A 25,630-nucleotide genomic window follows, 5' to 3' on the forward strand; every position below is an offset into this window, starting at 1 on the left:
CGGACCACCTCCTTCCCTGTGTGCCCACGAAGGTACCCCCGTCTTTGCACCCCGACAAGCGATTTATTCGCAGCTCAGCGATCGCTGACGATCGCCGCGTCGACCAGGCCGGAAATGTCGGCGGCGAGCGGCGCGGCGGGCAGCGGCTGCCCGTCCAGGGTGTGCACCCGGGCTGCGAGGGTGATGCTCGAGATCAGCCAAACCCCTTGCGCGCTCAACAGATCCGCCGGCTTGAGAGCACGGAAGTCGCAGTCATAGCCCTTGTTGCGGGCCACCTCGAACAGTGCCTGTTGAGTGGTGCCCCGCAGGATCGGGTACCACGGCGGCGGCGTGAGCAGGACCGGCTGGCCGTCGTCACCCTCGGTGGCGATCACCACGGTGGAACGGGGTCCCTCCAGCAGGTAGCCGTCGGAGCTGACGAAGATCACGTCGCCGGCGCCGTGACGTTCGGCATGCCGCAGTGCGGCCATGTTCACCGCATACGACAGGGTCTTGGCACCCGCGGCCAGCCACGGCATGTCGCCGGCGTTCAGGGGCAGACCGCGGTCCAGGGTGATCGCCGCCAGCCCGTCCCGCCGCACCACCGCCACCCGGTCGGCCAGCGCACCGACGGTAAGGAACGCCGTCGCCGGTCCCCCGCTCTCCCGTCCACGGCTGTACACCAGGCGCAGCACCCCGTCGCCGTCGTTTTCGGCCGTCCAGCGCGCGGCTCCCTGCGCGACCGCGGCCCGCCAGGCGTCGAGGTCCGGCTCCGGCAGGTCGAGCATCTTGGCGGACTGCGTCAACCGCCCCAGGTGCGCCTCCAACAGGCAGGGCCTGCCGTCGCGTACCAGCAGGGTCTCGAAAACCCCGTCTCCGCGGACCGCCGCCAGGTCGTCGGCATGCAGCAGCGGGACATCGGGGTCGTGGACCTGCCCGTCGAGGGTGACCAGTACCGCTGGATGGCTCGCCATGGGCCCAAAGCGTAGCCGCGTCGATGAGCCCGGCAGGACAGATGAGCCGCTTGCGCGAAGATCGCCGAACGTAGAGTTGGGCTATGTCTGCACTCCCGTCAGCAGTTCCGGCACCTGAGGCCGGCCCCGACGCCGGCGCCGTCTGGCATTACGGTGATCCGCTCGGTGAACAACGGGCCGCAGCCGCTGGCGCGATCCTGGTGGACCGCTCGCACCGGGCGGTCCTGACGCTGACCGGCAAGGACCGTCAGACGTGGCTGCACAGCATCTCGAGTCAGCATGTCAGTGCCTTGCCGGACGGCGCGGTGACCGAGAACCTGAGCCTGGATCTGCAGGGCCGTGTCGAAGATCACTGGATTCAGACCGAGCTCGGCGGCACCACCTATGTGGACACCGAGCCGTGGCGGGGCGAACCACTGCTGGCCTACCTGCGCAAGATGGTGTTCTGGGCCGACGTGCAGATCGAACCGGTGGATATGGCGGTGCTGTCGCTGCTGGGACCCGGGCTGGCCGATGAGCAGGTCGTCGAGGCCTTGGGCTGCGGACAACTGCCGCAGGAGTCGACGGCGGTGGCGCTGCCCGGCGGGGGGTTCCTGCGCCGGCCGCCCGGCCCCGGCATCGAATTGGATCTGGTGGTGCCGCGCGAGGCAGTCGCCGATTACACGCGGCGGCTCACCGGCGCAGGCGTCCGGCCGGCCGGGGTGTGGGCGTACGAGGCACACCGGGTGGCGTCCGGGCGGCCCAGGCTGGGCGTCGACACCGATGAGCGCACCATCCCGCACGAGGTCGGCTGGATCGGTGGCCCCGGCATCGGGGCCGTCCATCTCGACAAGGGCTGCTATCGGGGCCAGGAGACCGTCGCGCGGGTCCACAACCTGGGTAAACCGCCCAGGATGCTGGTGATCCTGCAGCTCGACGGCTCCTCCGAGCGGCCAGTGACCGGCGATGTGGTGACCGCGGGCGGGCGCAACGTCGGCCGCATCGGCACGGTCGTCGACCACGCCGACGACGGCCCGATCGCATTGGCCCTGGTCAAACGGGGCCTGCCGGTCGATACCGAGCTGGTCGCGGGGGCCGAGGCGCAGGCCCCGGCCGTGATCGACCCGGATTCCATGCCGGAGGCGGATGCCACCGCCGGGGCCGGGCGCGCCGCGGTCGAACGGCTCCGCGGGCGTTAACCCGTGGAACTGCACATGAGCACGTAAACTCACTCGGTCACCGACGACGTGACGGCCGTCTCAGCGCGGATTCCCGCAATCCTGGTGACGGTCGTGCTGTTGTGCAACGACGCATGGCAGCCCGGGCCCCCAGCCGCTCACCGTGAGGCAGGGCCTGACAGCACTTCGCGGGCGGGCACGGTAAAGTGTTGGCAGGACAATAAAGACACACAGATCGGAGCCGCCTAGCAATTGGGCCGCTCCGTTATTGCGCGAGGGGGTCCCCCCATGGGCCGCGGCCGGGCGAAGGCAAAGCAGACCAAGGTGGCACGTGAGTTGAAGTACAGCTCACCGAACACCGACTTCAGTCAGCTCCAACGTGAGCTGTCGGGATCTCCCGATTCCGGTGACGTCAATGACGACACCGATGAATGGTCGGGTGAGGATGACTGGCGGCGCTGAGCCGCCTGCATTCCGTTCCACACGCTAGACGCAGGTCGCGCTGGTTGCGCATCACGCTTACCAGCGCGACCTTGTCTACTGTCTAGAACCGCGGATGCTGTCCGACCAGCTGGGCGCGCACACTGTCCTTGCCGCCCTTCTTGACGGTTCCCAGCGTCCAGCAGTCCAGGTGCCGTGCGGTCAGGATGGCCAGCGCGCGATCGGTGTCCTCAGGGGCGACGACCGCGACCATTCCGACGCCCATGTTGAACGTCTTCTCCATCTCGGCACGCTCGATGCGTCCGCGCTGGGCGATCATCTGGAACACCGGTGCCGGCGTCCACGTGCCGCGGTCCAGTTCTGCGGTGAGCCCGTGCGGCACCACCCGCTCCAGGTTCCCGGCCAGGCCGCCACCGGTGACGTGGCAGAAGGTGCGGACCTGGGTTTCGGCGGCGAGCGCCAGGCAGTCCTTGGCGTAGATGCGCGTCGGCTCGAGCAACTCCTCGCCGAGCGTGCGGCCGAACTCCTCGACGTGGCCGGCCAGGTTCATCCGGTCGATCTCCAGCAGCACCTTGCGGGCCAGGGAGTAGCCGTTGGAGTGCAGCCCGCTGGAGCGCATGGCGATGATCACGTCGCCGGGACGGACCCGGTCGGGGCCGAGCACGTTGTCGGCCTCGACGATCCCGACACCGGTCGCGGAGATGTCGTAGTGGTCGGGTTCCATCAGGCCGGGGTGTTCGGCCGTCTCACCGCCCAGCAGTGCGCAGCCGGCCTGGATGCAACCTTCGGCGATGCCGGACACGATGGCGCTCACCCGCTCCGGGACGGTGCGGCCCACGGCGATGTAGTCCTGCAGGAACAGCGGCTCGGCGCCGCACACCACGAGGTCGTCGACGACCATCGCCACCAGGTCCAGACCCACGGTGTCGTGTTTGTCCATGGCCTGTGCGACGGCGAGCTTGGTGCCCACCCCGTCGGTGGAGGCGGCCAGCACCGGCTCGCGGTACCCGCCGCGTAAGGCGAACAGTCCGGCAAAGCCGCCCAGACCGCCCCTGACCTCCGGACGGGTCGCCTTCGCGGCGAGGGGTTTGAAGAGTTCAACAGCGCGGTCACCGGCTTCGATATCGACTCCGGCTGACGCGTACGAAATGCTGTTGTGTTCGGCGATGCCGTGCTGTTCGGCGCCCTTAGTCATCGCAAGCAAGGCTACCGCCCCGCTGTTACGGGGGTACAGCGCAGGAGGCGTTAAGGACGTCTCAAGGCCGACGCGTTGTCGTTGGCCGCCTGCAGCGGGACGCCGGTCCGGGCCGCGGTGGCGAGCATGTGCTCGACGACGTTCTTGCCCAGCGCGGTCTCGCCGGGGAGCTCGATCGGGTAGTTCCCGTCGAAACACGCCGAGCACAACCGGGTGGCGGGCTGCTCGGTGGCCGCGATCATGCCCTGCTGGGAGATGTAGCCCAAGCTGTCGGCACCGATGGCGTGCCGCACCGCTTCGAGCATCTCGCCCTCGTGCTCGGCGGATGCCGCGTTGGCGATGAGCTCGGCCGGGGTGGCGAAGTCGATTCCGTAAAAGCAGGGCCACCGCACCGGCGGCGAGGCGATCCGGACGTGGACTTCGAGGGCTCCGGCCTCACGCAGCATGCGGACCAGGGCGCGCTGGGTGTTGCCGCGCACGATCGAGTCGTCTACGACGATGAGCCGCTTGCCGCGGATGACCTCGCGCAACGGGTTGAGCTTGAGCCGGATGCCCAGCTGCCGAATGGTCTGCGAGGGCTGGATGAAGGTGCGGCCCACGTAGGCGTTCTTCATCAGGCCCTGACCGAACGGGATGCCGGATTCCTGCGCGTAACCCACCGCGGCGGGCGTTCCCGACTCGGGGACGCCGATCACCAGGTCGGCGTCGATCGGGTGTTCGCGGGCCAGCCGCCGGCCGATGTCGACGCGCGTGGCGTGCACCGAGCGGCCCACCAGTGTGCTGTCGGGACGGGCCAGGTAGACGTATTCGAAGACACAGCCCTTGGGTTCGGGGTTGGCGAACCGGGTGGAGCGCACGCCGTCGGCGTCGATGGCCAGCAGCTCGCCGGGTTCGATGTCGCGGACGAACGAGGCGCCGACGATGTCGAGCGCGGCGGTTTCGGAGGCCACCACCCAGCCCCGGTCGAGGCGACCCAGTGCCAGCGGACGCACGCCGTGCGGATCACGGGCGGCGTAGAGGGTGTTCTCGTCCATGAAGGTGAGGCAGAACGCGCCGCGCACGGTCGGCAGCAGCTCCAGGGCGGCCTGCTCCAGAGTGGCGTCGGCGGCACCGTGCGCCAGGAGCGCTCCGAGAATGTCGGAATCGGTGGTGGCCGTCGGCGCACCCTTCATGTCGATCAGTCCGGCCTCACGGGCGCGGGCGGCCAGCTCGGCGGTGTTGACCAGGTTGCCGTTGTGGCCGAGTGCGACGCCGGTCCCGGCGGCGGTGTTCCGGAACACCGGCTGGGCGTTTTCCCACGTGGTGGACCCGGTCGTGGAGTAGCGGCAGTGGCCGACGGCGACATGGCCCGGCATCGCCGCCAGGGTCTGCTCGTCGAACACCTGGCTGACCAGGCCGAGATCCTTGAACACCAGGATCTGCGAACCGTCGGACACGGCGATGCCCGCCGCTTCCTGTCCGCGGTGCTGCAGGGCGTAGAGGCCGTAGTAGGTGAGCTTGGCGACGTCCTCGCCTGGGGCCCAGACCCCGAATACGCCGCATTCCTCGCGCGGCTCGTTCTCGTCGTCGAGTTGCTGACCAGTCACGATAGGGCTGCTCCCGGGGCGGCGGTTGGTGACATAACCGAGTCTACGGTCCAGGCGGGCCAACAAAAGAATCGAATGGCCGCTCTGGCACCGGCTTTTGCAACAACGGGCGCCGCCATCGCCATTCCCCGATCGCCCCGCAGGGGTGTGGTCAGCCGTAGCCGGATCCGTGGGGATAACCCCATCGACCCACTACATGCCAACGGCAAGGATGGATTTCGTGACGCGCCAACTCTCCGACAAGCCGGCAACCGAGCCCCTCGATTCCGACTCCGCGGCTCAGCCGCAAGCGTGGCCGGAGGTGACGAAGATCGCATTCCGGTTCTGCTTCCTGTACTTCGGCCTGTTCTGTCTGTTGTTCGCGCAGATCACGTTCGCCTTCCTGGGGATCGTGGGCCACTGGCTGCCGGATCGGGCGGTGATGTGGCAGATGACGGTGCTGGGCCCGGTGGTCAGCTGGGTCGGCCGTCACGTCTTCGGCGTCGAGGCGGTGCTGCATCAGGATTCGGGCAGCGGGGATCAGGCCGCGATCTGGGTGATGATCTTCTGCCTGCTCGTGTTCTCGGTCGTCGGCACCGCGGTGTGGTCATGGGTGGACCGGCAGCGGCCGGACTACTCGCGGCTTTGGGTCTGGTTCCTGACGTTCGTGCGGTTGTGTGTGGCCGGCCAGATGTTGTTCTACGGGTTCGCCAAGCTGATCCCGACGCAGATGCCGGCTCCCCCGCTGGCGGCGTTGCTGCGCCCGTACGGCGAGTTCAGTCCGGCCTCGGTGTTGTGGCTGCAGGTCGGTAGCTCCTACCCCTACGAGATGGCCCTGGGGGCGGTCGAGGTTCTCGCCGGGCTGCTGCTGTTCCTGCCGCGGACCGCGACACTGGGCGCGCTGCTGGGTGTGGCCAGCATGGTGCAGGTGTTCCTGCTGAACATGACCTTCGACGTGCCGGTCAAGATTCTGTCCGGGCACCTGCTGTTGATGGGCCTGGTGCTGTTGGCCCCGCAGTACCGCCGGATGGCCGACTTCCTGGTGCTGCAGCGCACCACAGAACCCGCCGTTCAACCCGACCTGTTCGCCGATGCCCGGGCCAACACCATTGCGACCCGCGTCCAGGCCGTGCTCGGCGTCTGGATGGTGGCCGGCTGCGTCCTGACCGGCTGGCAGAGTTGGAGCGAATACGGTGGCGGCCGCGCCAAACCCGAGTTGTACGGCATCTGGACGGTGAGCCGGTTCGACGTCGACGGCCGAACCGCCCCGCCATTGACCACTGATGAATCTCGTTGGCAGCGCGTCGTATTCGACCTTCCCGAGGTCCTCACCTATCAGACGATGAACGGCACATTGGTGGACGCGCCGGTCAAGATCGACGGTGATCACCTGACGGTGTCGGGGCCGGACGGCTCACCCCTGGCCACACTCACCGCAGCCCGGCCGACCCCTGGACAATTGCAGCTGACCGGTGAGTTGTCCGGTCGTGATGTCGCGATCTGGCTGGATCGCGTGGATCCTGACACGTTCACGCTGCGTAACCGCGGCTTTCACTGGGTGCAGGAGTATCCGTACTTCCGGTGAGTCGCGGCGATCCCGATACCCTGCGTCGAGCACGTCATCTGCCCTGTCGAGGAGGATTTGTGGGAGTTTGGGGTCCAGGGAACTTCGAGAGCGACACCGTGGCCGACGGGCTCGGCGAGCTGACGAACCGGATCATCGGTGAGATCTCGGAGCAGTTCGACGACACGTCCGACGATTCCGCTGTGCAGCCCGACGAGTGGGGCGGGGAGATGGTGCCCGCCTGGCTCGAGATCCTGATAGACATCGTCGAGCCGGCGCGGGTCGGTGCCACGTTTCCTTCGGTGGCCACGCTGAGCGATTGGCGTGACCGCTACCTGCGCGTGTGGGACGAGTACATCGACGAGCTCGAACCGGAAGACACGTACAAGACCGAACGGCGCGCGGTGCTCGTCAGCACCTTCGAGCGGGCCATCTCCCTGGCCACCACGCGCGAACAGGGTTAGGGCACGTCCGGCAGACCGGTCAGCCCGCCAGCGGCACCAGCGGCAGCCACCGGGCCACCTCACCGGCCCGCGATCCCGACATCTGGACGGCTGCGCCTGCCGCGTCGAGAGCGAGCAGGCCGGTGGCCAACCGCAGCCAGGTGCGCGGATCGGTTTCCACGACGTTGGGCGGGTTGCCGCGGGTGTGGCGCGGCCCTTCGATGCACTGCACCGCGACGAACGGCGGCACCCTGACCTCGACGCTGGCACCCGGTGCCGCCGCGGCCAGGGTGCGCGCGGTGAGGCGCACCGCGTCGGCCAGTTCGGCACGTGAGGGTTCGGCATGGGCGGGATCGCGTAGCCAATCGGCGACGGCGGCCACCGCCGCCCTGGTCTTTTGCGGATCGACACTGCCTCGCGCGGCCATGCCATAGAGTCTCGCAAAGTGTTTGCCGATCACCGTAATCCGCCGTATCGCACGGCCGGTGCAGTGTTTCTGGCGATCCTCGCGCTGGTACTGGGGTTGATCGTGGCGCAGTTCCGGGGCGCGTTCGAACCCAGGACGCCACTGACGCTGCTGGCCTCGCGGGCGGGTCTGGTGCTCGATCCGGGTTCGAAGGTGACCTACAACGGGGTCCCGATCGGCCGGGTGGGCGCGGTGGACGCCGGCTCTGACCCGGTCCGGGCTCTCGTGCGGCTCGACATCAACCCGAAGTACCTGGACCTGCTGCCGGCCAATGTGCAGACCTCCATCCAGGCGACGACGGTGTTCGGCAACAAGTACGTGGCGTTCACCTCACCGGAACATCCCAGTGCGCAACGGGTTTCGAGTTCCGACCCGATCGACGTCACGGCGGTCACCACCGAGTTCAACACGTTGTTCGAGACGATCACCGCCATCACCGAGCAGGTCGATCCGATCAAGCTGAACCAGACCCTGTCGGCCACTGCGCAGGCACTGACCGGCCTGGGCAGCGCGTTCGGGCAGTCACTGTCCGACGGCAACACCATCCTCGACGATGTGAACCCGCGACTGCCCGCGCTGCGGCACGACATCGCCGGGCTGGCCGATCTCGGCGAACGCTATGCGGCGGCCGGGCCCGATCTGTTCGACGGCCTGGGTGAGGCTGCCCGCAGTGCCGCCACCTTCAACTCCCAGCGCGGCCACCTCGACGCGGCGCTGGTCGCGGCGATCGGCTTCGCCGGAACGGGTTCGGACATCCTCGAGCGCGGCGGGCCGTATCTGCGGCGCGGGGCGCAGGATCTGATCCCGACGTCGCAACTGTTCGACAAATATCAGGGTCAGCTGTTCTGCACGATCCGCAACTACCACGACGTCGCGCCCGCCTTCTATGAGACGTTCGGCGGCGACAACGGATATTCGCTCGACAGCACGGGCACCCTCTCGAGCATCGGAGTCGGCAACACCTACGTCTATCCCGACAACCTGCCGCGGGTGAATGCCAAGGGCGGCCCCGAGGGCAAGCCCGGTTGCTGGAAGCCGATCACCCGTGACCTGTGGCCCGCGCCGTATCTGGTGATGGACACCGGCTTGTCGATCGCGCCGTACAACCATGTCGAACTCGGCTCACCGATCTTCACCGACTATGTCTGGGGACGGCAGGTCGGTGAGCCCACGATCAACCCGTGACAGCTTTACGATCTTGGCCCAGGGGAGCTTCGGGCGAAAAGGGGATCTGTGAACGGTAGTGCCGATGCCTAAGCGTGCAGTACCGGCGAGTCCCGAGCGGTCCGCGGCCTGGCCTCCGTCCCTTTCGACCTGGCGCGCTGTCGGGCTGTCGCTCGCGCCGATCGGTGGTGCGGCCTTCAATGGAGTGGCCGGCCTGTGTGCGGCGGCGATCGCAGCTGTGCTGATTTTCGCGTTCGCCCGGGTGCACCGGCATGCACCGCATGCGGTGTCGACTGGTGATCTGGTGGCCTCCACGGTGGGTCCGGCCGCCGGACGGTTCACGAGTCTGGTGCAGCTGGCGGCCTATGTGCTGCTGGGCGTGGGTGCCGCGCTGACCCTCGCGCTGCAGCCGTTGACCGGCGCGCCGGACCTGGAGACGGCGCTGGCCGGCTGGTGGTGGCCCGGCTGGTCGGTGGCCGTGGTGGTGATCGCCGGCGCGGTGGTGGCGTACCTGCCGACCCGGGCGGTGGGTGCTACGGCCGCAGCGCTGGCCGGCGTGGGACTGCTGGTCTTCGTCTACATGGCGCTGGCGATCGTGGCCCGCGTGGCATCGGGTACACCCCCGATGGAATTCGGGGCGACCCGCATCGATTCGGTGCTGCTGGCCACCGCGGCTGCCATCCCGCTGGGCCTGGGGTTGGTCGGGTTCGAGGCGTCCACCGTGGTCAGCGGCCGGCTGCAGTCGGTGGCGCGCCCGGTGGGCACTGCGGTGGGAGTGACGGCCCTGGTCGCGGTGGCCCTGCTGCTGGCCGCCAACATCGGCGCGACGGGCGGGTTCCACAGCACCGCCGTGACCCTCTCGCTGATCATCTCGCAGTTCTTCGCCGACGCCGGGTTCTATTGGTTCGCCACCGGGGCGTTGTGTCTGGGTTCGGCCGCGCTGCTGGCGTTGACGTGGGCAGCCACCCGGGTTGCGGGACGGCTGTTCGGCGCCGGGCCGGAGGTGGCGATCTTGGTCCCCGCGGTGATGTGTGTGCTGGCCGTGGCGTTCTGCCGGTTTCAGGATCACCTCGGCAGGTTGCAGGCGACCGTCCCGGCACTGCTTCTCCTGGTGGTCTATGTGCTTGTTACCGAGGCCAATTCGCGCATAGAAGGGTCCGCGGCGGCGCAGCAGGCGCCGCGGCTGATCCTGACCGTGGTCGTGGTCTGTGTGGTGTTGATCCCGCTTCGGGTCACTGATTTCTCGGTGCCCACGCTGTGGCCGCTGGCCGTTACGGCTGCACTCCTGGCGTCGGCAGGGGTGCTGGCACGGCTTGGGAGGCCAGTGCAGCCAGCGCCCCCGCCTCGTTGATCGCCAGGTGCGCCAGCATCGGCGCGGCCAGGCTCGACGAGCGCTGCGCCAGCCGGCCGAACACCCACCCGGCCACGCCGGTGACCAACACGGTCGGCAGCACCGGTTCGCCCGCGGCGCGGGCATCGGCGATGTGTGACAGCCCGAACGCCGTGGCCTGCAAGATCTGACCGCCGGCCGGGCCGAACGCCTCGGCGCCGACCTTGGCCAGTGCGGCACGAAAGATGGCCTCCTCCGGCCAGACCGTCCCCACCGGGATTCTCAGCGCCAACCATCGCGCCGGCGCATCGGGAAGCACCTTGCGGCGCATCTCCGTCCGCACGATGGGGACCGCCGAGCTCGCCGCCACACCCGCGCTCACCACGGTGGCGGCGGCCGCCCCGAGTCGCAGACCCGACCACAATGCCGGGGGCCGCAGCCCCGACCGGGCCCCTGTTCCGAACATCAGCCCACCGCCGAGCGCCGCTCGCACCACCGGCTGCCAGCGGGCCGGCAACCGGGGATCGACCAGGCCGTTCCACGCGACCAAGCCGGCGGCAAGCGCCACGGCCCGAATCCGGCCGGCCGGCATCAGTTTTCGGGTCCGTCGTTGGCCTCGGTCTTCTCCAGCGCCACCCGGATCCGCTCGGTGTCCCCGGGAGTCCAGCCCTCAGGTGGTGCCACGGCCGCCCAGCCGTCGAGTACCGATTCGCCGTAATTGTGGCCGTGCCCCGCCGGGACGCTCGACGCGTTGGTGATGTCGGCGGCCACCTGCCAGAACGTGATGATCGGGTACCAGCGCATCGAGGCGGTGCGGTCCGTGCCGGGCGGTTCGACCAGCCAATCCGGTTCGGAGAACAGCAGATCCGTCGACCACCAGATGATCGGATCGGACGGGTGCTGCAGGAACAGGACCCGAGTGCCCTCCCACGGCGCGGCGGTGTCCTCGGCGATCTCGGCGGCGTTCGCCGCTTCGGAGAACCGCACGGTGCGGCCGTTGTCGTAGCGCGGGCGTACTTGCGGGGTGCCGGGGTCACGCCGCACGGTCAGGCCGCGCCACAGCGGACTGGCGTTGGGCGGGCCGACCCACAGCACCGAGGAGAAGCCCATCCGGGAGATGTCGGGCAGCCAGCTGAACGCACCCTGGCCGGCCATCGATCCCAGGCTCTCCCCGTACAGGACCAGCTTCGGGCGGCGCTCGGGCGGCAGCTGCTCCCAGCGTGCGTGGATCGCGTCGATCATCAGCCGGCCGTTGTTCATGGACTTCTCGCGGTCGCCCATGAACGAGATCCAGCTCGGCAGATACGAATACTGCATGCCCACCATCGCGGTGTCGCCGTTGTACATCAGCTCCAGCGCGCGGGCGGCCACCGGGTTGACCCAGCCGGTGCCGGTGGTGGGGACGATGACCAGCAGCTTGCGCTCGAAGGCGTGGGTGCGCTCAAGTTCGCTGAGCAGCACCGCGATCCGCTGATCGTCGTCATCGGCGGTATGCAGGCCGGCGTACACCCGGATGGGTTCACGGGCCGGTGCACCGTTGAGCTTTTCGAGTTCGGCGGCCCGCGGTCCGGTCGCGACGAAGTTGCGGCCCTGGAACCCCAGCGAATCCCATGCCGCGAAGGAGGCTGGGCTGCCGGACCTTTCGGATTCGGACGGCTGGCTGATGCCCTCCCGTGTGGTGGTGTTCTGTGGCTGAAACACCCGGCTGGCCCCGGCCAGGAATCCGCGGTAGAGCACGCCGTTGACGAGCGTGACCACCAGCACCACCACGATGGCCGTCCCGATGAACTGGGCCACCTCCCGGTGCAGGTGCCAGCGCCGGATGAACAACCTGGCCAGCAGTCGCACGGCGTCGCGCAGCATCCGTGCGGTGGCGATCAGCGCGGCGCCCACCGCCACCGCGATGATCAGGGTGCGCAGATAGCCCGGCGTGGCCGGGCCTTCCATGCCCATCAACGACGAGACCTGCCGTTGCCAGGCCGCTGCGGGGATCAGCATCAGCACACAGGCGGTGACCGCACCGGCGACGACGAGCACCTTGAGCCAGTACAGCGTCCGCTTCGACGGTGGCCACCAGGTGCGGTTGCGTAACCCGAAGCGGTACAGCCCTTTTCCCAACAGGACCCCGATGCCGTAGCCGATGGCGGCGTTGATGCCGCCGATCAGGCCGGCGAACAGCCAGTCGCGCGGCAGCAGCGACGGGGTCAGCGAGAGACAGAAGAACAGGGCTCCGACGGCGATGCCGGTGAAGTCCAGTCGCACCAGGCTCCAGGCCCAGCGCAGCAGAGGGTGACGTTCGTCGAGGGTTTCCGCCGTCACCCGAACAGCCCGGGCAGCACGCCCTCCGACGTGCTCCGTAGCTCCGCGAGGGTGATGCTGAACTGGCCCTGGACCTCGATCACGGGTTCCCCGCCTTCGGGACCCTGGTCCACCACGCCGACCCGGGTCGCGGGAAGGTCTCTGGCCTCACACATCGACCGGAACCGGCTCTCCTCGGTACGTGGCACGGCGACGAGCACCCGGCCGGCGGACTCGGAGAACAGGAAGACGAACGGATCGATGCCCTCGGGCAGATCCTCGGGAAGGATGACGCGGCAACCGGTTTCACCGGCCAACGCGGCCTCCACCACGGCCTGCATCAGGCCGCCTTCGCTCAAGTCGTGCGCCGCCGAGATCAGGCCGTCGCGCGAGGCCGCGGTCAGCACCTCGGCCAGCAGCTTCTCGCGGGCCAGGTCCACCTTCGGCGGAACCCCGCCCAGATGGTCGCCGGTGACCTGGGCCCAGACCGAGCCGTCGAACTCGTCGTAGGTGTCGCCGAGCAGCAGCAACGTCTCCCCCGGCTCGGTCCCCAGGCCGGTGGGGATGCGTCGCTTCACGTCGTCGATGACGCCGAGCACGCCGACCACCGGGGTGGGCAGGATCGCGGTGGATCCGGTCTGGTTGTAGAAGCTGACGTTGCCGCCGGTGACCGGGATGCCAAGGGCGGCACAGCCGTCGGCGAGGCCGCGGACGGCCTGGCTGAACTGCCACATGACACCCGGGTCCTCGGGGGACCCGAAGTTGAGGCAGTTGGTGACGGCGACCGGGGTGGCCCCGGTGACCGCGACGTTGCGGTAGGCCTCGGCCAGGGCGAGCTGGGCACCGGTGTACGGGTCGAGCTGGGTGTAGCGGCCCGAGGCGTCGGTGGAGACCGCGATGCCACGGCCGGTGGCCTCGTCGATGCGCAGCACACCGCCGTCGGCATGCTCGGCCAGCACGGTGTTGCCCCGCACGTAGCGGTCGTACTGCTCGGTGATGAAGGCCCGGCTGCACAGGTGCGGGCTGCCGATCAGCGCCAGCAGGGTGGCCTTGAGCTCATCGCCGGTCTTGGGCCGGGGCAGTTTGGCCGAGGTGTCGGCGACCAGGGCGTCCTGACTCTCTGGACGGGCCACCGGACGCTGGTAGACCGGGCCCTCGTGGGCCACGGTGCGCGGCGGCACGTCGACCACGGTCTCACCGTGCCAGGTGATCTGCAGCCGGTCCCCGTCGGTGACCTCACCGATCACGCTGGCCAGCACGTCCCACTTGCGGCAGACGGCCATGAACGCCTCGACGTTCTCCGGCGTCACCACGGCGCACATGCGTTCCTGGGACTCACTGGAGAGCACCTCGGCCGGGGTCATGTCCTTGGCGCGCAGCGGCACCTGATCCAGCTCGATGCGCATGCCGCCGTCGCCGGCGGAAGCGAGTTCAGATGTGGCGCAGGACAGTCCGGCACCGCCGAGGTCCTGGATACCGACCACCAGGCCGGCCGAGTACAGCTCGAGGCAACACTCGATGAGCACCTTCTCGGTGAACGGGTCGCCCACCTGAACGCTCGGCAGCTTCTTGCGGCCCGCGCCGGATTCGTCTCCGCTGAAGGTGTCCGAAGCCAGCACCGAGACACCGCCGATGCCGTCCAGGCCGGTGCGCGCACCGAACAGGATGATCTTGTTGCCGGTGCCCGAGGCGAACGCCAGATGCAGGTCTTCTTTGCGCAGGGCACCTACGCACAGCGCGTTGACCAACGGGTTGCCGGCATAGGAGGGGTCGAAGATCGTCTCGCCGCCGATGTTGGGCAGGCCCAGCGAGTTGCCGTAGCCGCCGACCCCGCGGACCACGCCGTCGAGAACGCGGCGGGTGTCGGGCGCATCGGCCGCGCCGAAGCGCAGCTGATCCATGACCGCCACCGGGCGGGCACCCATCGCCATGATGTCGCGGACGATGCCGCCGACACCGGTGGCCGCGCCCTGGTAGGGCTCGACGTAGGACGGGTGGTTGTGGGACTCGACCTTGAAGGTGACGGCCCAGCCGTCGCCGATGTCGACCACGCCGGCGTTCTCACCGATGCCGGCCAGCATGCCGGCGCGCATCTCGTCGGTGGTGGTCTCACCGAAGTAGCGCAGGTGCACCTTCGAGGACTTGTAAGAGCAGTGTTCGCTCCACATCACCGAGTACATCGCCAGCTCGGCGTCGGTGGGGCGGCGGCCCAGGATCTCGCGAATCCGCTGGTACTCGTCGTCCTTGAGACCGAGTTCACGGTAGGGCTGCGGCTGATCAGGGGTGGCGGCTGCCCGCTCCACAGTGTCTTGGGTCGATGTACGGCCGTGGGTGAGCTCAGACGTCACGGGCCCAGTTTAGTAGCTGCCCGGGCATAGGCGCGGGCAGCCGCTGGTGCGCCCACCCCGTGCAGCACGACACTGCCCAGAACGGCTACCACCAGCACCTGCGCCACTGTGTGCTCGGCCACACCTTCCAGGGCATTGAACGCCAGCAGCCCGAACACGATCGAGGTGGTGCCGCGCGGCCCCAGCCAGCCCAGCAACAGCCGTTCACGCCGGCTCACCGGCGAGCCCAGCATCGCCAGCAGCACCGGGAGCATCCGCACCACGGTCAACGCCAGCAGGCCGAACAGCACCGTGGACACAGCGACTCCGGCGCCCAGTGCCAGCACCGCGGTCAGTCCGAACACGAACCACATGACGGCCGCCAGCAGGAAGCCCACGTCGTCGACGAGTTCCAACTCGGCCGAGAACGTGTCCGATGACCGCAGATAGTTGAACGCGATGCCGCAGACGAACGCCGAGACGAAGCCGTTGCCGTCGATGAGAACGCTCGCACCGTAGGCCAGCAGCGGTGCGGCGACCAGGATCAACCGCTTGGCCTGGCCGGTCATCAGGTCGCGGCGCTGGGCGTGGTTGGCCGCGACGGCCAGGGCGGCACCGACCACCACACCGACGACGATCGCCTTCAAGGCGTGCGGGACGGCGGAGGCCAGCGCGTCGATCGGTGTCTCGGCGTGGGTGCGGTCGGCGGCCAACACCAGAGCGAAGATGAAGATGGGCGAGACGATGCCGTCGTTGTAGCCGGCCTCGACGTTGAGCAGGCCGCGGACCCGCTCCGGCAGCCGGTCGTCGCGCAGCAGCGTCGATGTCGGCGCGAAATCGATCGGCACCACGACGCACGCGATCACCAGCAGGACCGCCCAGGGCAGGCCGGGCAGCAGCCACAGCCCCACCAATACCGAGCAGGCCAGGCCGATGGGCAGCGCGATGAACAACAGCCGCAGCGCCGCACGAGGGTTGGCGCCGAGGAATCCGCCGCGCACATCGGTGGCGTCGACGAACAACAGCACGGCCAGGATGATCTCGGCGACGTGCTGGGCGCTGTCGGCGTTCAGGGTGTCGGCCAGCACGTCCTGGGTGGTGAAGCCGAGGATCACCCCGGCCAGTACCAACACCATCGGCGCGGTCAACCGCAGCCGGGCCAACCCCTTTGACAGCAGCGACCATCCGGCAAGCACGGCCGATATCGCGATCAGTCCCAACAGCACGGCGGAGATCTTTCCAGCGTCACCGCAGGTTTTTGGGCGGGCATCGCGGGTAACACCGCCACATGAGTCAAACAGTCGCCGAATTCGTCCTGGACCGCCTCCGCCAATGGAACGTCGAGCAGGTTTTCGGCTATCCAGGTGACGGCATCAACGGTCTGGTGGCCGCGTTCGGCAAAGACCGCCGGGCCGGCCCCCGGTTCGTGCAGACCCGCCACGAGGAGATGGCCGCGACGGGATATGCGAAGTTCTCCGGCCACGTCGGAGTATGCATGGCCACCTCGGGCCCCGGCGCGATCCATCTGCTCAACGGCCTCTACGACGCCAAGCTGGACCACACACCGGTGGTGGCGATCGTCGGGCAGACCGCGCGCAGCGCGATGGGCGGCAGCTATCAGCAGGAGGTCGAGCTGCAGGCCCTGTTCGCGAATGTGGCCAGTGATTTCCTGGTCGAGGTCAACGTGGCAAGCCAACTACCCAACGCGTTGGACCGGGCCTTCCGCACGGCCCGGGCCCGCCGGGCGCCCACGGCGGTGGTGATCCCATCGGATCTGCAGGAGCAGCCGTACGCGGCACCGGAGCACGCGTTCAAGGAGGTGCCGTCCAGCGGCCCCCGAGCTGACCGGAGCGGGCGTGGCCAAGGCGCTGCTCGGCAAGGATGTGCTGCCCGATGACCTGCCGTACGTCACCGGGGCGATCGGTCTGCTCGGCACCAGGCCCAGCTACGAGTTGATGCGTGAGTGCGACACGTTGCTGATCGTCGGCTCGAACTTCCCCTACAGCCAGTTCCTGCCCGGGTTCGGGCAGGCCCGAGCCATCGAGATCGACATCGACGGCGCGAACATCGGCATGCGCTATCCCACCGAGGTCAACATCGTCGCCGATGCGAAAGCCGCTCTGGCGGAGCTGGTCCCGTTGCTGACCCACAAGACGGACCGGTCCTGGCGCGACGCCGTGGAGGCCGGGGTGAGCCGGTGGTGGGAGACGGTCGAGCGGCAATCGATGCTGTCGGCCGATCCGATCAATCCGATGCGGGTGGTGTGGGAATTGTCGGCCCGCTTGCCCGACTACGCGATAGTCACCGGCGATTCCGGTTCCTCGACCAACTGGTATGCCCGCTGCCTACGTTTCCGGGCCACCACCAACGGGTCGTTGTCGGGCACCCTGGCCACCATGGGCTCGGCGGTGCCGTACGCGATCGGCGCCAAGTTCGCCCAACCGGACCGGCCGGTGATCGCCCTGGTCGGCGACGGCGCGATGCAGATGAACGGGCTGGCCGAGCTGCTCACCATCCGCCGTTACGCCGAGGATTGGGCCGATCCACGACTCGTAGTGTGCGTGTTCCACAACAACGACCTTGCCCACGTGACCTGGGAGCTGCGCGCCATGGGCGGTGCACCGAAGTTCGAGGATTCGCAGACCCTGCCCGAGGTGTCCTACGCCGACATCGCCAAGGCGATGGGTCTGCAGGCGATCACGGTCGACGAACCCGATCAGATCGGCCCGGCCTGGGATGCGGCACTGGACGCCGACGGTCCGGTGGTGCTCGACGTGCGAACCGATCCCGAGGTGCCGCCGATACCGCCCCACGTCACCTACGAGCAGGCCAAGTCCACCGCGCAGGCGGTCGCCAAGGGCGATCCGAACGGCTGGCATTTGATGGCCGAGATCGCGAAAAACAAGGCGGCAGAAGTACTTACCGGTTCGGGTTTGCGTGGCAGAGACCACGGGTAGCCGGACGGTCTCAGGACAAATGACAACGAAGGAGAACCGCGATGACCGCGACCACCGATGCCGGCCAGATCACCGGCACCAAGGACAAGAACTACAACCTGATCTGGTACACCGAGCAGTGTCTGGAGAACGCGCTACGGATGGAGACCTACATCGCCGACGCCGAGCGCGACGGCGACAAAGAGGTCGTCGAGCTGTTCCGCAAGGCTCAGGCCGACAGCCATAAAGGCGCCGAGATGGCCAAGCACCTGCTGGCCAACCGCATCTCCTAGCCCTCGGAGCCGATACAGAAGGCGTTGCCCTCGGGGTCAGCCAGGACCACCCAGCTGAAGTCCGGACCGAAGCTGTGGCGTTCCGTCTCGGAGGCCCCGAGGCCCACCAGCCGTGCCACCTCGGCTTCGGTGTCCTCGGCCGCCAGGTCGAGGTGGACGCGGTTCTTACCCGGCGTCGGATCCGCCACTTTCTGAAATCCCAGCCGCGGCCCGTCGGGCCGCGCCAGCACCACGAATTCGCCTGGCATCAAGGCGTTCACCTCGCCGCCGAGGGCTTGGGCCCACCACTGGGCCAGCGCCTCGGGATCGGTGCAGTCGACGGTGATCATCTCCACGGACAGTGCCATGGCGCCGACCCTAGATCACGCCGGTGACAAGAACGCCCGCAATGCCGCCGAGTAGGCGGCGACGTCGTGGGCACCCATGAACTCCCTGGCCGAATGCATGGCGAGCTGGGCTGCACCGACGTCGACGGTCGGGATCCCGGTGCGCGCCGAGGTCATCGGCCCGATGGTCGACCCGCACGGCAGGTCGGCGCGGTGCTCATACCGCTGCAGCGGCACCCCGGCCTGATCGCAGGCCAGCGCGAAGGCCGCCGCGGTGCGGCCGTCGGTGGCGTAGCGCAGGTTGGGCTGCACCTTGAGCACCGGTCCGGCGTTGACCTCGATCAGGTGGCCGGGCTCGTGACGGTCCGGGTAGTTCGGATGCGTCGCGTGCGCCATGTCCCCGGAGGCCACCATGGATCCGGCCGTCCGGCGCAGGAAGTCCTCCCTGGTACCGCCCGCGGCGAGCACGATGCGCTCCAGCACCGTCGGCAGCAGCTCGGACTGGGCGCCGTGATCAGAGGTCGAGCCGACTTCCTCGTGGTCGAAGAGCGCCAGCACCGGCACATGCGTGCCGGCGCCGGCCGCCAGGAACGCCTCCAGCCCGGCATGGCAGGTGGCCTGGTTGTCCAGCCGGGGTGCGCTGACGAACTCCCCCTCGGCGCCGGTGATCGCCGACGGCGTCAGGTCGTGGGTCATCAGGTCGAAGCCCAGCACGTCGGCTTCGGCGGCGCCGGCCCGCTCGGCGACGAATCCGATGAAGGACCGTGGCCGCTCGCCCAGACCCCACACCGCGTTGACGTGGCGCTGCGGGTCGGGGCTGACGCCCTTGCGGTCCTCGGACAAGTGAATCGCCAGCTGTGGCACCCGCAGGATCGGATCGTCGATGCGCACCAGCAGGTGCTCGACCGTGGAGTTCCGGCGCACCGAGAGCCTGCCGCTGATCCCGAGGTCGCGGTCCAGCCACGAGTTCAGCCAGGCGCCGCCGTAGGGCTGCAGGGCCAGGACCTGCCAGCCGGCGACCACGCGGTCGGGGTGCTGTTTGACCCGGAGATTGGGGCTGTCGGTGTGCCCGCCCACCACCCGGAACGGCGCCGCCGGGTCGGTTCCTTCGGTGTTCCAGGCCACCAGCGACCCGGCCCGCACCGTGAAGAACTTTCCCGTGCCCGGCCAGCTGTCGGTTTCGGCCAGCTCGGTGAATCCCTCATCGCGCAGTCGTTGCGCTGCGGTGGCGCACAGGTGGAACGGCGATGGCGAGGCATCGATGAATTCGCACAAGCTGTGTGGGCTAGCTGCCATATGTCTATCTTGACCGGGATTTCCCCGCGCGCCGCGTTAGGGTCGTCGTTGTGCCCGCACCACAGCCCCAGCCGGTCCTGGCGCCGCTGACACCGGCGGCCGTGTTCATGGTTGCCACGATCGACGAGGGTGGTGAGTCCACGGTCCACGACACCCTGGCCGATGTCTCAGGCCTGGTGCGCGCCATCAGCTTCCGTGACCCCACCAAGCATCTGTCGGCGATCGTGTCGATCGGCTCCGATGCCTGGGACCGGTTGTTCTCCGGTCCCCGCCCCGCCGAACTCCACCCGTTCATCCCGCTGGAAGGCCCGCGGCACCGGGCCCCGGCGACCCCGGGCGACCTGCTGTTCCATCTGCGCGCCGAGTCCATGGACGTGTGTTTCGAGCTGGCCACCAAGTTCGCCGACGCCCTGGCCGGCGCGGTGACGATCGTCGACGAGGTGCACGGGTTCAAGTTCTTCGACAACCGGGATCTGCTCGGCTTCGTCGACGGCACCGAGAACCCGAACGGTTCAGTTGCCACCAATGCCAGCCAGATCGGTGACGAGGACCCGGATTTCGCCGGCGGTTGCTACGTGCACGTGCAGAAGTACACCCACGACATGAGTTCGTGGAATTCGCTGTCCACCGAGGAGCAGGAGCGGGTGATCGGCCGCACCAAGCTCGACGACATCGAGCTCGACGATGCGGTCAAACCGGCCAATTCACATGTGGCGCTCAACGTGATCGAAGACGACGAGGGCAACGAGCTCAAGATCATCCGGCACAACATGCCGTTCGGTGAGATCGGCAAGGGCGAGTTCGGTACGTACTACATCGGTTATTCGCGTACCCCTGCGGTCACCGAGCGGATGCTGACCAACATGTTCATCGGCGATCCGCCCGGGAACACCGACCGGATCCTTGATTTCTCCACCGCCACCACCGGTGGCCTGTTCTTCACGCCCACGATCGATTTTCTGGATGATCCACCGCCACTGCCCTCCTCGGACGAGGAGTCGGCAACGGCGGAAGCTCCACCGGCTCAGGGCCACCGCGACGGCTCGCTCGGCATCGGCAGTCTGAAAGGAATCCCGCAATGAACAACCTGTACCGCGAGCTCGCTCCGATCACCGAGTCCGCCTGGGCCGAGATCGAGCTCGAGGCCAGCCGAACCTTCAAGCGGCACATCGCCGGACGGCGCGTGGTCGACGTCAGCGAGCCGGGCGGCCCGGTCACCGCGGCGATCAGTACCGGCCATCTGCTCGATGTCAGCTCTCCCGGTGACGGCGTGGTGGCTCACCTGCGCGACGCCAAGCCCCTGGTGCGGCTGCGGGTGCCGTTCACGGTGTCGCGCACCGCGATCGACGATGTCGAGCGCGGTGCCCAGGACTCCGACTGGGATCCGGTGAAGGACGCCGCCAAGAAGCTGGCTTTCGTCGAGGATCGCGCGATCTTCGAGGGCTACCCGGCGGCCTCGATCGAAGGGATCCGCAGCTCGAGTTCCAATCCGGCGCTGGCCCTGCCCGACGACGCCCGTGAGATTCCCGACGTGATCGCCCAGGCGCTCTCGGAGCTGCGGCTGGCCGGTGTGGACGGGCCGTACTCGGTGCTGCTCTCGGCGGCGACCTACACCAAGGTCAGCGAGACCACCGCGCACGGATACCCGATCCGCGAACACCTGAGCCGGCTCGTCGACGGTGAGATCATCTGGGCGCCCGCGATCGACGGGGCGTTCGTATTGTCCACCCGCGGTGGTGATTTCGATCTGCAGCTGGGCACCGACGTGTCCATCGGCTACCTGTCCCATGATGCCGAGAGCGTGCAGTTGTATTTGCAGGAGACGCTGACGTTCCTGGCCTACACCGCCGAGGCGTCGGTCGCCCTCACCGCCTAGCACCTAGCGCGTTGGCCCCGCGAGCGTGCGTGTCTGCTGCCCGGCACGCCGCTCGCGGGCAGCACTGTGCGCACGCTCGTCGCGCCGGTACAGCGAAGAACTAGACCGAGAGAACCGCGTCCAGCGCGGAGTAGAACAACCCGAGCCCGTCATCGGACGGACCGGTCAACGCCTCGGTGGCGTGTTCGGGATGCGGCATCAGGCCCACGACGCGACGGTTTTCCGAGCACACGCCCGCGATGCCGCGCATCGAGCCGTTGAGGTTCTCGCGGTACCGGAAGACCACGCGGTCCTCGCCCTCGAGTTCGTCGAGCACAGCTTCGGACGCGACGTACCGGCCTTCACCCGACTTGAGCGGGATCAGCAGATCGGCGCCGGCGTCATAGCGGGTCGTCCAGGCCGTGGTGTTGGAGGCGACCTCCAGCCACACGTCGCGGCAGATGAAATGCAGGCCGGCGTTGCGGGTGAGCGCACCGGGCAGCAGGCCGGCCTCACACAGCACCTGGAAGCCGTTGCAGATGCCCAGCACCGGCATGCCCTTGCCGGCAGCCTCCACGACCGAGCCCATCACGGGGGCAAACTTCGCGATCGCCCCGCAACGCAGGTAGTCGCCGTAGGAGAAACCGCCGGGTACGACGACCGCGTCGACGCCCTTCAGGTCGGCGTCGGCGTGCCACAGGCTGACCGCCTCGGCACCGGCCAGACGCACCGCTCGGGCCGCGTCGACGTCGTCGAGCGTCCCGGGGAAGGTGATCACCCCGACACGGGTGGTCACGCGTCCTCCCGGCTCACCGAGAAGTCCTCGATAACGGTATTGGCCAGCAGAGATTCGGCGATCTCGGCCAGGGTTTCGTCAGCTACGGAGTCGTCGACTTCGAGCTCGAAACGCTTCCCTTGACGGACGTCCGAGATGCCACCATGTCCGAGCCGACCAAGTGCCCCGACGATCGCCTGACCCTGCGGGTCGAGGATCTCCGCCTTGGGCATGACGTGCACAACCACCTTTGCCACGGCGCACACTCTACCGGCACGACCCGGTGTAAGCCGTGCACAGTGGGTCGGCCAGCGCATCGAGCACCTGGCGATCCGACGGTGCCGACCATTCAACCCTGGACGGGGTGGTCGACCACATGGCCAACTCGACCACGGTGCTGTTGTTGGGATCGGCGAGCAGATACTGGTGCAAGACCCGGTCGTCGAAGTTGATCACCGCGGCCAGTCGCCCGGTCCGGTCGGTGGTGATCGACGGCGGGTTCCCCGGGCACTTGCGCAGCGCATCGGCGGCCCCCTGCACCACCGCCAGCGCCGTCTGCCCGCCCAGCCAGGTCTCCCCGCGCCAATGGATGACCTGCACCCGCAGTTGCCAGTCGCCGTCGGGCCGGCCGGCCTCCGATCGTGCCGCCACGGCATAGCCGCGCGGGTCCCCGAGCACCGGCGGTGTCTGGCATTCCTCCTCGAAGCGGAAACGCGGCGAAACCGCGGTCACGGCCAAACCGGCCAGCCCGGGCCAGCGGTATTCCCGGTCCAGCGGCAGTTTCGAGGTGGCGGCCCAGGCCGAATCCGGGATGCGGTCACACAGCGGTGGGCAGTCGGCTCCGGGTTCCGGCCAGGCCGAAGGCGGCGCTGCGGCCAGCCCGCAGAGCACCAATGACATCGCCACGATCACCCGCCATAGCCCCACCGAGCGCCACAATATAGGTATGCAACTCACGCATTTCGGACATTCGTGCCTACTGGCCAGCATTTCGGACACCACCGTGCTGTTCGACCCGGGCAACTTCTCGCACGGTTTCGAAGGCATCACCGGCTTGTCGGCCATCCTGATCACCCACCAGCACCCCGATCACGCCGATACCGCCCGCCTGCCCGCGCTGATCGACGCCAACCCGCAGGCGGCGCTGTACGCCGATCCGCAGACCGCCGCCCAGCTGGGTGACCCGTGGCAGGCAGTGCACCCCGGCGACGAGTTCCGCGTCGGCTCGCTCAACGTCCGTGGGACCGGCGGCAGGCATGCGGTGATCCACCCGGAAATCCCTGTGATCGACAACATTTCGTATCTGCTGGGCGACGACGAGCATCCGGCCCGGCTCATGCATCCCGGCGACGCGCTGTTCGTGCCCGGCGAACCGGTCGACGTGCTGGCCACCCCGGCGGCCGCTCCGTGGATGAAAATCTCTGAGGCCGTGGACTTCCTGCGCGCGGTGGCTCCAGAGAAGGCGGTGCCGATTCACCAGGGCATCATCGAGCCGAACGCGCGCGGCATCTACTACGGCCGGCTGGCCGAGATGACGAATACCGACTTCCAGGTGCTCACCGAGGAAAACGGCACCGAGTTCTGACTAGGCGATGTCGGCCGCGGCGCCACGCCCGGCCGCCCGGCCGGAGAAGATGCAGCCACCCAGGAAAGTGCCCTCCAGCGACCGGTAGCCGTGCACCCCACCGCCGCCGAATCCGGCCGCTTCGCCTGCTGCGTACAGGCCGGCGAACGCCGTGCCGTCTTCCTTGAGCACCCGGGAGTCCAGGTCGGTTTCCAACCCGCCCAAGGACTTTCGGGTCAGGATGTGCAGCTTGACGGCGATCAGCGGGCCCGCTTTCGGGTCGGTGAGCCGGTGCGCGGGGACGACGCGGGTGAACCGGTCACCCAGATAGCTGCGTGCTCCGTGGATCGCGGTGATCTGCCCGTCCTTGGTGAATTTGTTGACCACCTCGCGGTCGCGGGCGGTCACCTCGGCCGCGACCGTCGCGTAATCGAGTTCCAGCACATCGGGCACGTCGTTCATCGCGGCCACCAGTTCGCGCAGCGAGCGCGCGCTGACGAAGTCGACGCCTCGATCGACGAACGCCTGCACGGGGGCCGGCGCACCGGGCCGCACCCGTGCCAGCACGTCACGCACACTGCGCGAGGTGAGGTCGGGGTTCTGCTCCTGGCCGGACAACGCGAACTCCTTGGCGATGATCCGCGCGTTGAGGATGAACCAGGTGTAGTCCTGCCCGGTGCGGCAGATGTGTTCCAGCGTGCCCAGGGTGTCGAAGCCCGGATACAGCGGTCCGGGCAGCCGTTTTCCGTTGGCGTCCAACCACAATGACGATGGTCCGGGCAGGATGCGGATGCCGTGGTCGGGCCAGATCGGGTCGTAGTTGGTGATGCCTTCGGTGTAGTGCCACATCCGGTCGCTGTTGATGACGTGCGCCCCGGCGGACTCGGAGATGCCGATCATGCGGCCGTCGACGTGGGCGGGCACCCCGCTGAGCAGCTGCTCGGGCACCCGGCCCATGCGAGCGGGCCAGTTCTTGCGCACCAGCTCGTGATTGCCACCGATCCCGCCGCTGGCCACGATCACCGCGGATGCGCGGAACTCGAAGTCGCCGACGACGTTTCGTGACGACGGTGCCCCGCGTGGCGCGTCAGAGGGCTCCAGCACCGCACCTCGGACGCCGACAACGGCACCCTCGGAGACGATGAGCTCATCGACGCGGTGCCGATGCGCGAACCGCACCCCGGGCTCGCCCAGCAACCGGCGGGCGAACACGTCGACGATCGCCGGCCCGGTCCCCCAGGTGATGTGGAAACGCGGCACCGAATTGCCGTGTCCCAGCGCGCCGTAACCGCCCCGCTCGGCCCACCCGACCAATGGGAAGGTCTGTAGGCCCCGGGACCGCAACCAGCTGCGTTTCTCCCCGGCGGCGAAGTCGACGTACGCGTGCGCCCACTCCCGCGGCCAGTGATCCTCGGCCCGGTCGAAGCCCGCGGAGCCCAGCCAGTCCTGCAGGGCCAGTTCCTGGCTGTCACGGATTCCGAGCCTGCGCTGTTCGGGACTGTCGACGAAGAACAGGCCGCCGAACGACCAGAAGGCCTGCCCACCCAGGTTGGCGGCGTTCTCCTGATCGACGACCAGCACACGATGCCCGCGCTCGACCAACTCGCATGCGGCAACCAGTCCGGCGAGACCCGCCCCCACGACAATGACATCGGCGTCTGCCATGAGACGCAAGACTAGCC

General features: G+C 68.4%; 24 protein-coding genes and 1 pseudogene. 11 read left to right on the top strand and 14 right to left on the bottom strand.

Annotated features, from left to right (window positions below; genetic code table 11):
- Positions 1–74: 74 nt before the first annotated feature.
- Positions 75–953 (bottom strand): aminodeoxychorismate lyase, encoded by an 879-nt coding sequence (locus tag BN2156_RS28890; RefSeq protein ID WP_090518289.1) that lies wholly within the window; start codon positions 951–953, stop codon positions 75–77.
- An 83-nt stretch (positions 954–1,036) separates the two neighbouring features.
- Between BN2156_RS28890 and ygfZ the strand changes: the two genes are divergently transcribed.
- Together ygfZ and BN2156_RS28900 are read left to right on the top strand one after the other, a co-directional pair.
- Entirely contained in the window at positions 1,037–2,131 is a 1,095-nt protein-coding gene (gene ygfZ / locus BN2156_RS28895; RefSeq protein WP_090518290.1) for a CAF17-like 4Fe-4S cluster assembly/insertion protein YgfZ, read from the top strand.
- 267 nt (positions 2,132–2,398) lie between these two features.
- Positions 2,399–2,572 carry a DUF3073 domain-containing protein gene (locus BN2156_RS28900; RefSeq protein ID WP_003884645.1) on the top strand — a complete coding sequence of 58 codons (174 nt, stop codon included), beginning with the start codon at positions 2,399–2,401 and terminating at the stop codon, positions 2,570–2,572.
- An 82-nt stretch (positions 2,573–2,654) separates the two neighbouring features.
- Here BN2156_RS28900 and purM read toward each other — a convergent pair whose 3' ends face one another.
- Both purM and purF read right to left on the bottom strand, forming a co-directional pair.
- A complete protein-coding gene (purM, locus tag BN2156_RS28905; RefSeq protein WP_090518291.1) occupies positions 2,655–3,746 on the bottom strand; it encodes a phosphoribosylformylglycinamidine cyclo-ligase in 1,092 nt (363 codons plus the stop codon).
- 50 nt (positions 3,747–3,796) lie between these two features.
- Positions 3,797–5,332 (bottom strand): amidophosphoribosyltransferase, encoded by a 1,536-nt coding sequence (gene purF, locus BN2156_RS28910; RefSeq protein WP_090518292.1) that lies wholly within the window; start codon positions 5,330–5,332, stop codon positions 3,797–3,799.
- A gap of 211 nt (positions 5,333–5,543) precedes the next feature.
- On the opposite strand from purF, the gene BN2156_RS28915 reads away from it, so the two are divergent.
- Both BN2156_RS28915 and BN2156_RS28920 read left to right on the top strand, forming a co-directional pair.
- Positions 5,544–6,896 carry a DoxX family protein gene (locus BN2156_RS28915; RefSeq protein WP_090518293.1) on the top strand — a complete coding sequence of 451 codons (1,353 nt, stop codon included), beginning with the start codon at positions 5,544–5,546 and terminating at the stop codon, positions 6,894–6,896.
- 59 nt (positions 6,897–6,955) lie between these two features.
- On the top strand, positions 6,956–7,339 hold the full coding sequence (locus BN2156_RS28920; protein ID WP_090518294.1) for a DUF4259 domain-containing protein: 384 nt from the start codon (positions 6,956–6,958) through the stop codon (positions 7,337–7,339).
- A 19-nt stretch (positions 7,340–7,358) separates the two neighbouring features.
- Here BN2156_RS28920 and BN2156_RS28925 read toward each other — a convergent pair whose 3' ends face one another.
- Positions 7,359–7,745, bottom strand: a complete 387-nt coding sequence (locus BN2156_RS28925) for a sterol carrier family protein (protein ID WP_090518295.1) — start codon at positions 7,743–7,745, stop codon at positions 7,359–7,361.
- A gap of 18 nt (positions 7,746–7,763) precedes the next feature.
- On the opposite strand from BN2156_RS28925, the gene BN2156_RS28930 reads away from it, so the two are divergent.
- Entirely contained in the window at positions 7,764–8,969 is a 1,206-nt protein-coding gene (locus BN2156_RS28930) for an MCE family protein (protein ID WP_090518296.1), read from the top strand.
- A 64-nt stretch (positions 8,970–9,033) separates the two neighbouring features.
- Complete coding sequence (locus BN2156_RS28935; RefSeq protein ID WP_090518297.1) at positions 9,034–10,299, top strand: hypothetical protein; 1,266 nt, start codon at positions 9,034–9,036, stop codon at positions 10,297–10,299.
- On the opposite strand, the gene BN2156_RS28940 is transcribed toward BN2156_RS28935, so the two are convergent.
- From BN2156_RS28940 to BN2156_RS28955, 4 genes are read right to left on the bottom strand one after another with little or no spacing between them, the layout of a single operon-like run.
- Entirely contained in the window at positions 10,220–10,870 is a 651-nt protein-coding gene (locus tag BN2156_RS28940) for an Rv0804 family intramembrane glutamic endopeptidase (protein ID WP_090518298.1), read from the bottom strand. The genes BN2156_RS28935 and BN2156_RS28940 overlap by 80 nt on opposite strands.
- The gene (locus BN2156_RS28945; RefSeq protein WP_090518299.1) at positions 10,870–12,597 is read right to left on the bottom strand and encodes an alpha/beta hydrolase; all 1,728 of its coding nucleotides are present in this window, start codon (positions 12,595–12,597) and stop codon (positions 10,870–10,872) included. Before BN2156_RS28945 ends, BN2156_RS28940 begins: the two co-directional genes overlap by 1 nt.
- A complete protein-coding gene (purL, locus tag BN2156_RS28950; protein ID WP_090518300.1) occupies positions 12,594–14,924 on the bottom strand; it encodes a phosphoribosylformylglycinamidine synthase subunit PurL in 2,331 nt (776 codons plus the stop codon). The genes BN2156_RS28945 and purL overlap by 4 nt, the downstream gene beginning before the upstream one ends.
- On the bottom strand, positions 14,921–16,129 hold the full coding sequence (locus BN2156_RS28955) for a cation:proton antiporter domain-containing protein (RefSeq protein ID WP_090518301.1): 1,209 nt from the start codon (positions 16,127–16,129) through the stop codon (positions 14,921–14,923). Before BN2156_RS28955 ends, purL begins: the two co-directional genes overlap by 4 nt.
- 62 nt (positions 16,130–16,191) lie before the next feature.
- On the opposite strand from BN2156_RS28955, the pseudogene BN2156_RS28960 reads away from it, so the two are divergent.
- A pseudogene (locus BN2156_RS28960) lies at positions 16,192–17,860 on the top strand (thiamine pyrophosphate-dependent enzyme).
- Between the two features lie 41 nt (positions 17,861–17,901).
- Entirely contained in the window at positions 17,902–18,132 is a 231-nt protein-coding gene (locus BN2156_RS28965) for a hypothetical protein (RefSeq protein ID WP_090518302.1), read from the top strand.
- Here BN2156_RS28965 and BN2156_RS28970 read toward each other — a convergent pair.
- Complete coding sequence (locus tag BN2156_RS28970) at positions 18,129–18,479, bottom strand: VOC family protein (protein WP_090518303.1); 351 nt, start codon at positions 18,477–18,479, stop codon at positions 18,129–18,131. The two genes, BN2156_RS28965 and BN2156_RS28970, sit on opposite strands and share 4 nt — an antisense overlap.
- Positions 18,480–18,494: 15 nt before the next feature.
- A complete protein-coding gene (locus BN2156_RS28975) occupies positions 18,495–19,754 on the bottom strand; it encodes a M18 family aminopeptidase (RefSeq protein WP_090518304.1) in 1,260 nt (419 codons plus the stop codon).
- Between the two features lie 50 nt (positions 19,755–19,804).
- Between BN2156_RS28975 and BN2156_RS28980 the strand changes: the two genes are divergently transcribed.
- Positions 19,805–20,836, top strand: a complete 1,032-nt coding sequence (locus tag BN2156_RS28980) for a Dyp-type peroxidase (protein WP_090518305.1) — start codon at positions 19,805–19,807, stop codon at positions 20,834–20,836.
- Positions 20,833–21,630, top strand: coding sequence for a family 1 encapsulin nanocompartment shell protein (locus tag BN2156_RS28985; protein ID WP_090518306.1), 798 nt, complete (start codon positions 20,833–20,835; stop codon positions 21,628–21,630). The genes BN2156_RS28980 and BN2156_RS28985 overlap by 4 nt, the downstream gene beginning before the upstream one ends.
- Before the next feature lie 100 nt (positions 21,631–21,730).
- Here BN2156_RS28985 and purQ read toward each other — a convergent pair whose 3' ends face one another.
- Genes purQ through BN2156_RS29000 form a run of 3 tightly spaced genes read right to left on the bottom strand, consistent with a single transcriptional unit; the run spans position 21,731 to position 23,284 of the window.
- Positions 21,731–22,405, bottom strand: a complete 675-nt coding sequence (gene purQ, locus BN2156_RS28990) for a phosphoribosylformylglycinamidine synthase subunit PurQ (RefSeq protein WP_065457704.1) — start codon at positions 22,403–22,405, stop codon at positions 21,731–21,733.
- Complete coding sequence (purS, locus tag BN2156_RS28995) at positions 22,402–22,641, bottom strand: phosphoribosylformylglycinamidine synthase subunit PurS (protein WP_075919398.1); 240 nt, start codon at positions 22,639–22,641, stop codon at positions 22,402–22,404. The genes purQ and purS overlap by 4 nt, the downstream gene beginning before the upstream one ends.
- Before the next feature lie 10 nt (positions 22,642–22,651).
- Positions 22,652–23,284, bottom strand: a complete 633-nt coding sequence (locus BN2156_RS29000; protein ID WP_090518631.1) for an ATPase — start codon at positions 23,282–23,284, stop codon at positions 22,652–22,654.
- A gap of 46 nt (positions 23,285–23,330) precedes the next feature.
- On the opposite strand from BN2156_RS29000, the gene BN2156_RS29005 reads away from it, so the two are divergent.
- Positions 23,331–23,969, top strand: a complete 639-nt coding sequence (locus BN2156_RS29005) for an MBL fold metallo-hydrolase (RefSeq protein WP_162490995.1) — start codon at positions 23,331–23,333, stop codon at positions 23,967–23,969.
- On the opposite strand, the gene BN2156_RS29010 is transcribed toward BN2156_RS29005, so the two are convergent.
- Complete coding sequence (locus BN2156_RS29010; RefSeq protein ID WP_090518307.1) at positions 23,970–25,613, bottom strand: FAD-binding dehydrogenase; 1,644 nt, start codon at positions 25,611–25,613, stop codon at positions 23,970–23,972.
- Between the last annotated feature and the right edge of the window lie 17 nt (positions 25,614–25,630).

Source organism: Mycolicibacterium neworleansense (assembly GCF_001245615.1).
Classification (GTDB): Bacteria; Actinomycetota; Actinomycetes; order Mycobacteriales; family Mycobacteriaceae; genus Mycobacterium; species Mycobacterium neworleansense.

What these genes read in the sequence shown, in the direction of transcription:
- BN2156_RS28890 (WP_090518289.1), bottom strand. Translation starts at nt 953, where the DNA reads ATGGCGAGCCATCCAGCGGTACTGGTCACCCTCGACGGGCAGGTCCAC.
- ygfZ (WP_090518290.1), top strand. Translation starts at nt 1,037, where the DNA reads ATGTCTGCACTCCCGTCAGCAGTTCCGGCACCTGAGGCCGGCCCCGAC.
- BN2156_RS28900 (WP_003884645.1), top strand. Translation starts at nt 2,399, where the DNA reads ATGGGCCGCGGCCGGGCGAAGGCAAAGCAGACCAAGGTGGCACGTGAG.
- purM (WP_090518291.1), bottom strand. Translation starts at nt 3,746, where the DNA reads ATGACTAAGGGCGCCGAACAGCACGGCATCGCCGAACACAACAGCATT.
- BN2156_RS28915 (WP_090518293.1), top strand. Translation starts at nt 5,544, where the DNA reads ATGGATTTCGTGACGCGCCAACTCTCCGACAAGCCGGCAACCGAGCCC.
- BN2156_RS28925 (WP_090518295.1), bottom strand. Translation starts at nt 7,745, where the DNA reads ATGGCCGCGCGAGGCAGTGTCGATCCGCAAAAGACCAGGGCGGCGGTG.
- BN2156_RS28935 (WP_090518297.1), top strand. Translation starts at nt 9,034, where the DNA reads ATGCCTAAGCGTGCAGTACCGGCGAGTCCCGAGCGGTCCGCGGCCTGG.
- BN2156_RS28940 (WP_090518298.1), bottom strand. Translation starts at nt 10,870, where the DNA reads ATGCCGGCCGGCCGGATTCGGGCCGTGGCGCTTGCCGCCGGCTTGGTC.
- BN2156_RS28965 (WP_090518302.1), top strand. Translation starts at nt 17,902, where the DNA reads ATGACCGCGACCACCGATGCCGGCCAGATCACCGGCACCAAGGACAAG.
- BN2156_RS28970 (WP_090518303.1), bottom strand. Translation starts at nt 18,479, where the DNA reads ATGGCACTGTCCGTGGAGATGATCACCGTCGACTGCACCGATCCCGAG.
- BN2156_RS28975 (WP_090518304.1), bottom strand. Translation starts at nt 19,754, where the DNA reads ATGGCAGCTAGCCCACACAGCTTGTGCGAATTCATCGATGCCTCGCCA.
- BN2156_RS28985 (WP_090518306.1), top strand. Translation starts at nt 20,833, where the DNA reads ATGAACAACCTGTACCGCGAGCTCGCTCCGATCACCGAGTCCGCCTGG.
- BN2156_RS29000 (WP_090518631.1), bottom strand. Translation starts at nt 23,284, where the DNA reads ATGTCATTGGTGCTCTGCGGGCTGGCCGCAGCGCCGCCTTCGGCCTGG.
- BN2156_RS29005 (WP_162490995.1), top strand. Translation starts at nt 23,331, where the DNA reads ATGCAACTCACGCATTTCGGACATTCGTGCCTACTGGCCAGCATTTCG.
- BN2156_RS29010 (WP_090518307.1), bottom strand. Translation starts at nt 25,613, where the DNA reads ATGGCAGACGCCGATGTCATTGTCGTGGGGGCGGGTCTCGCCGGACTG.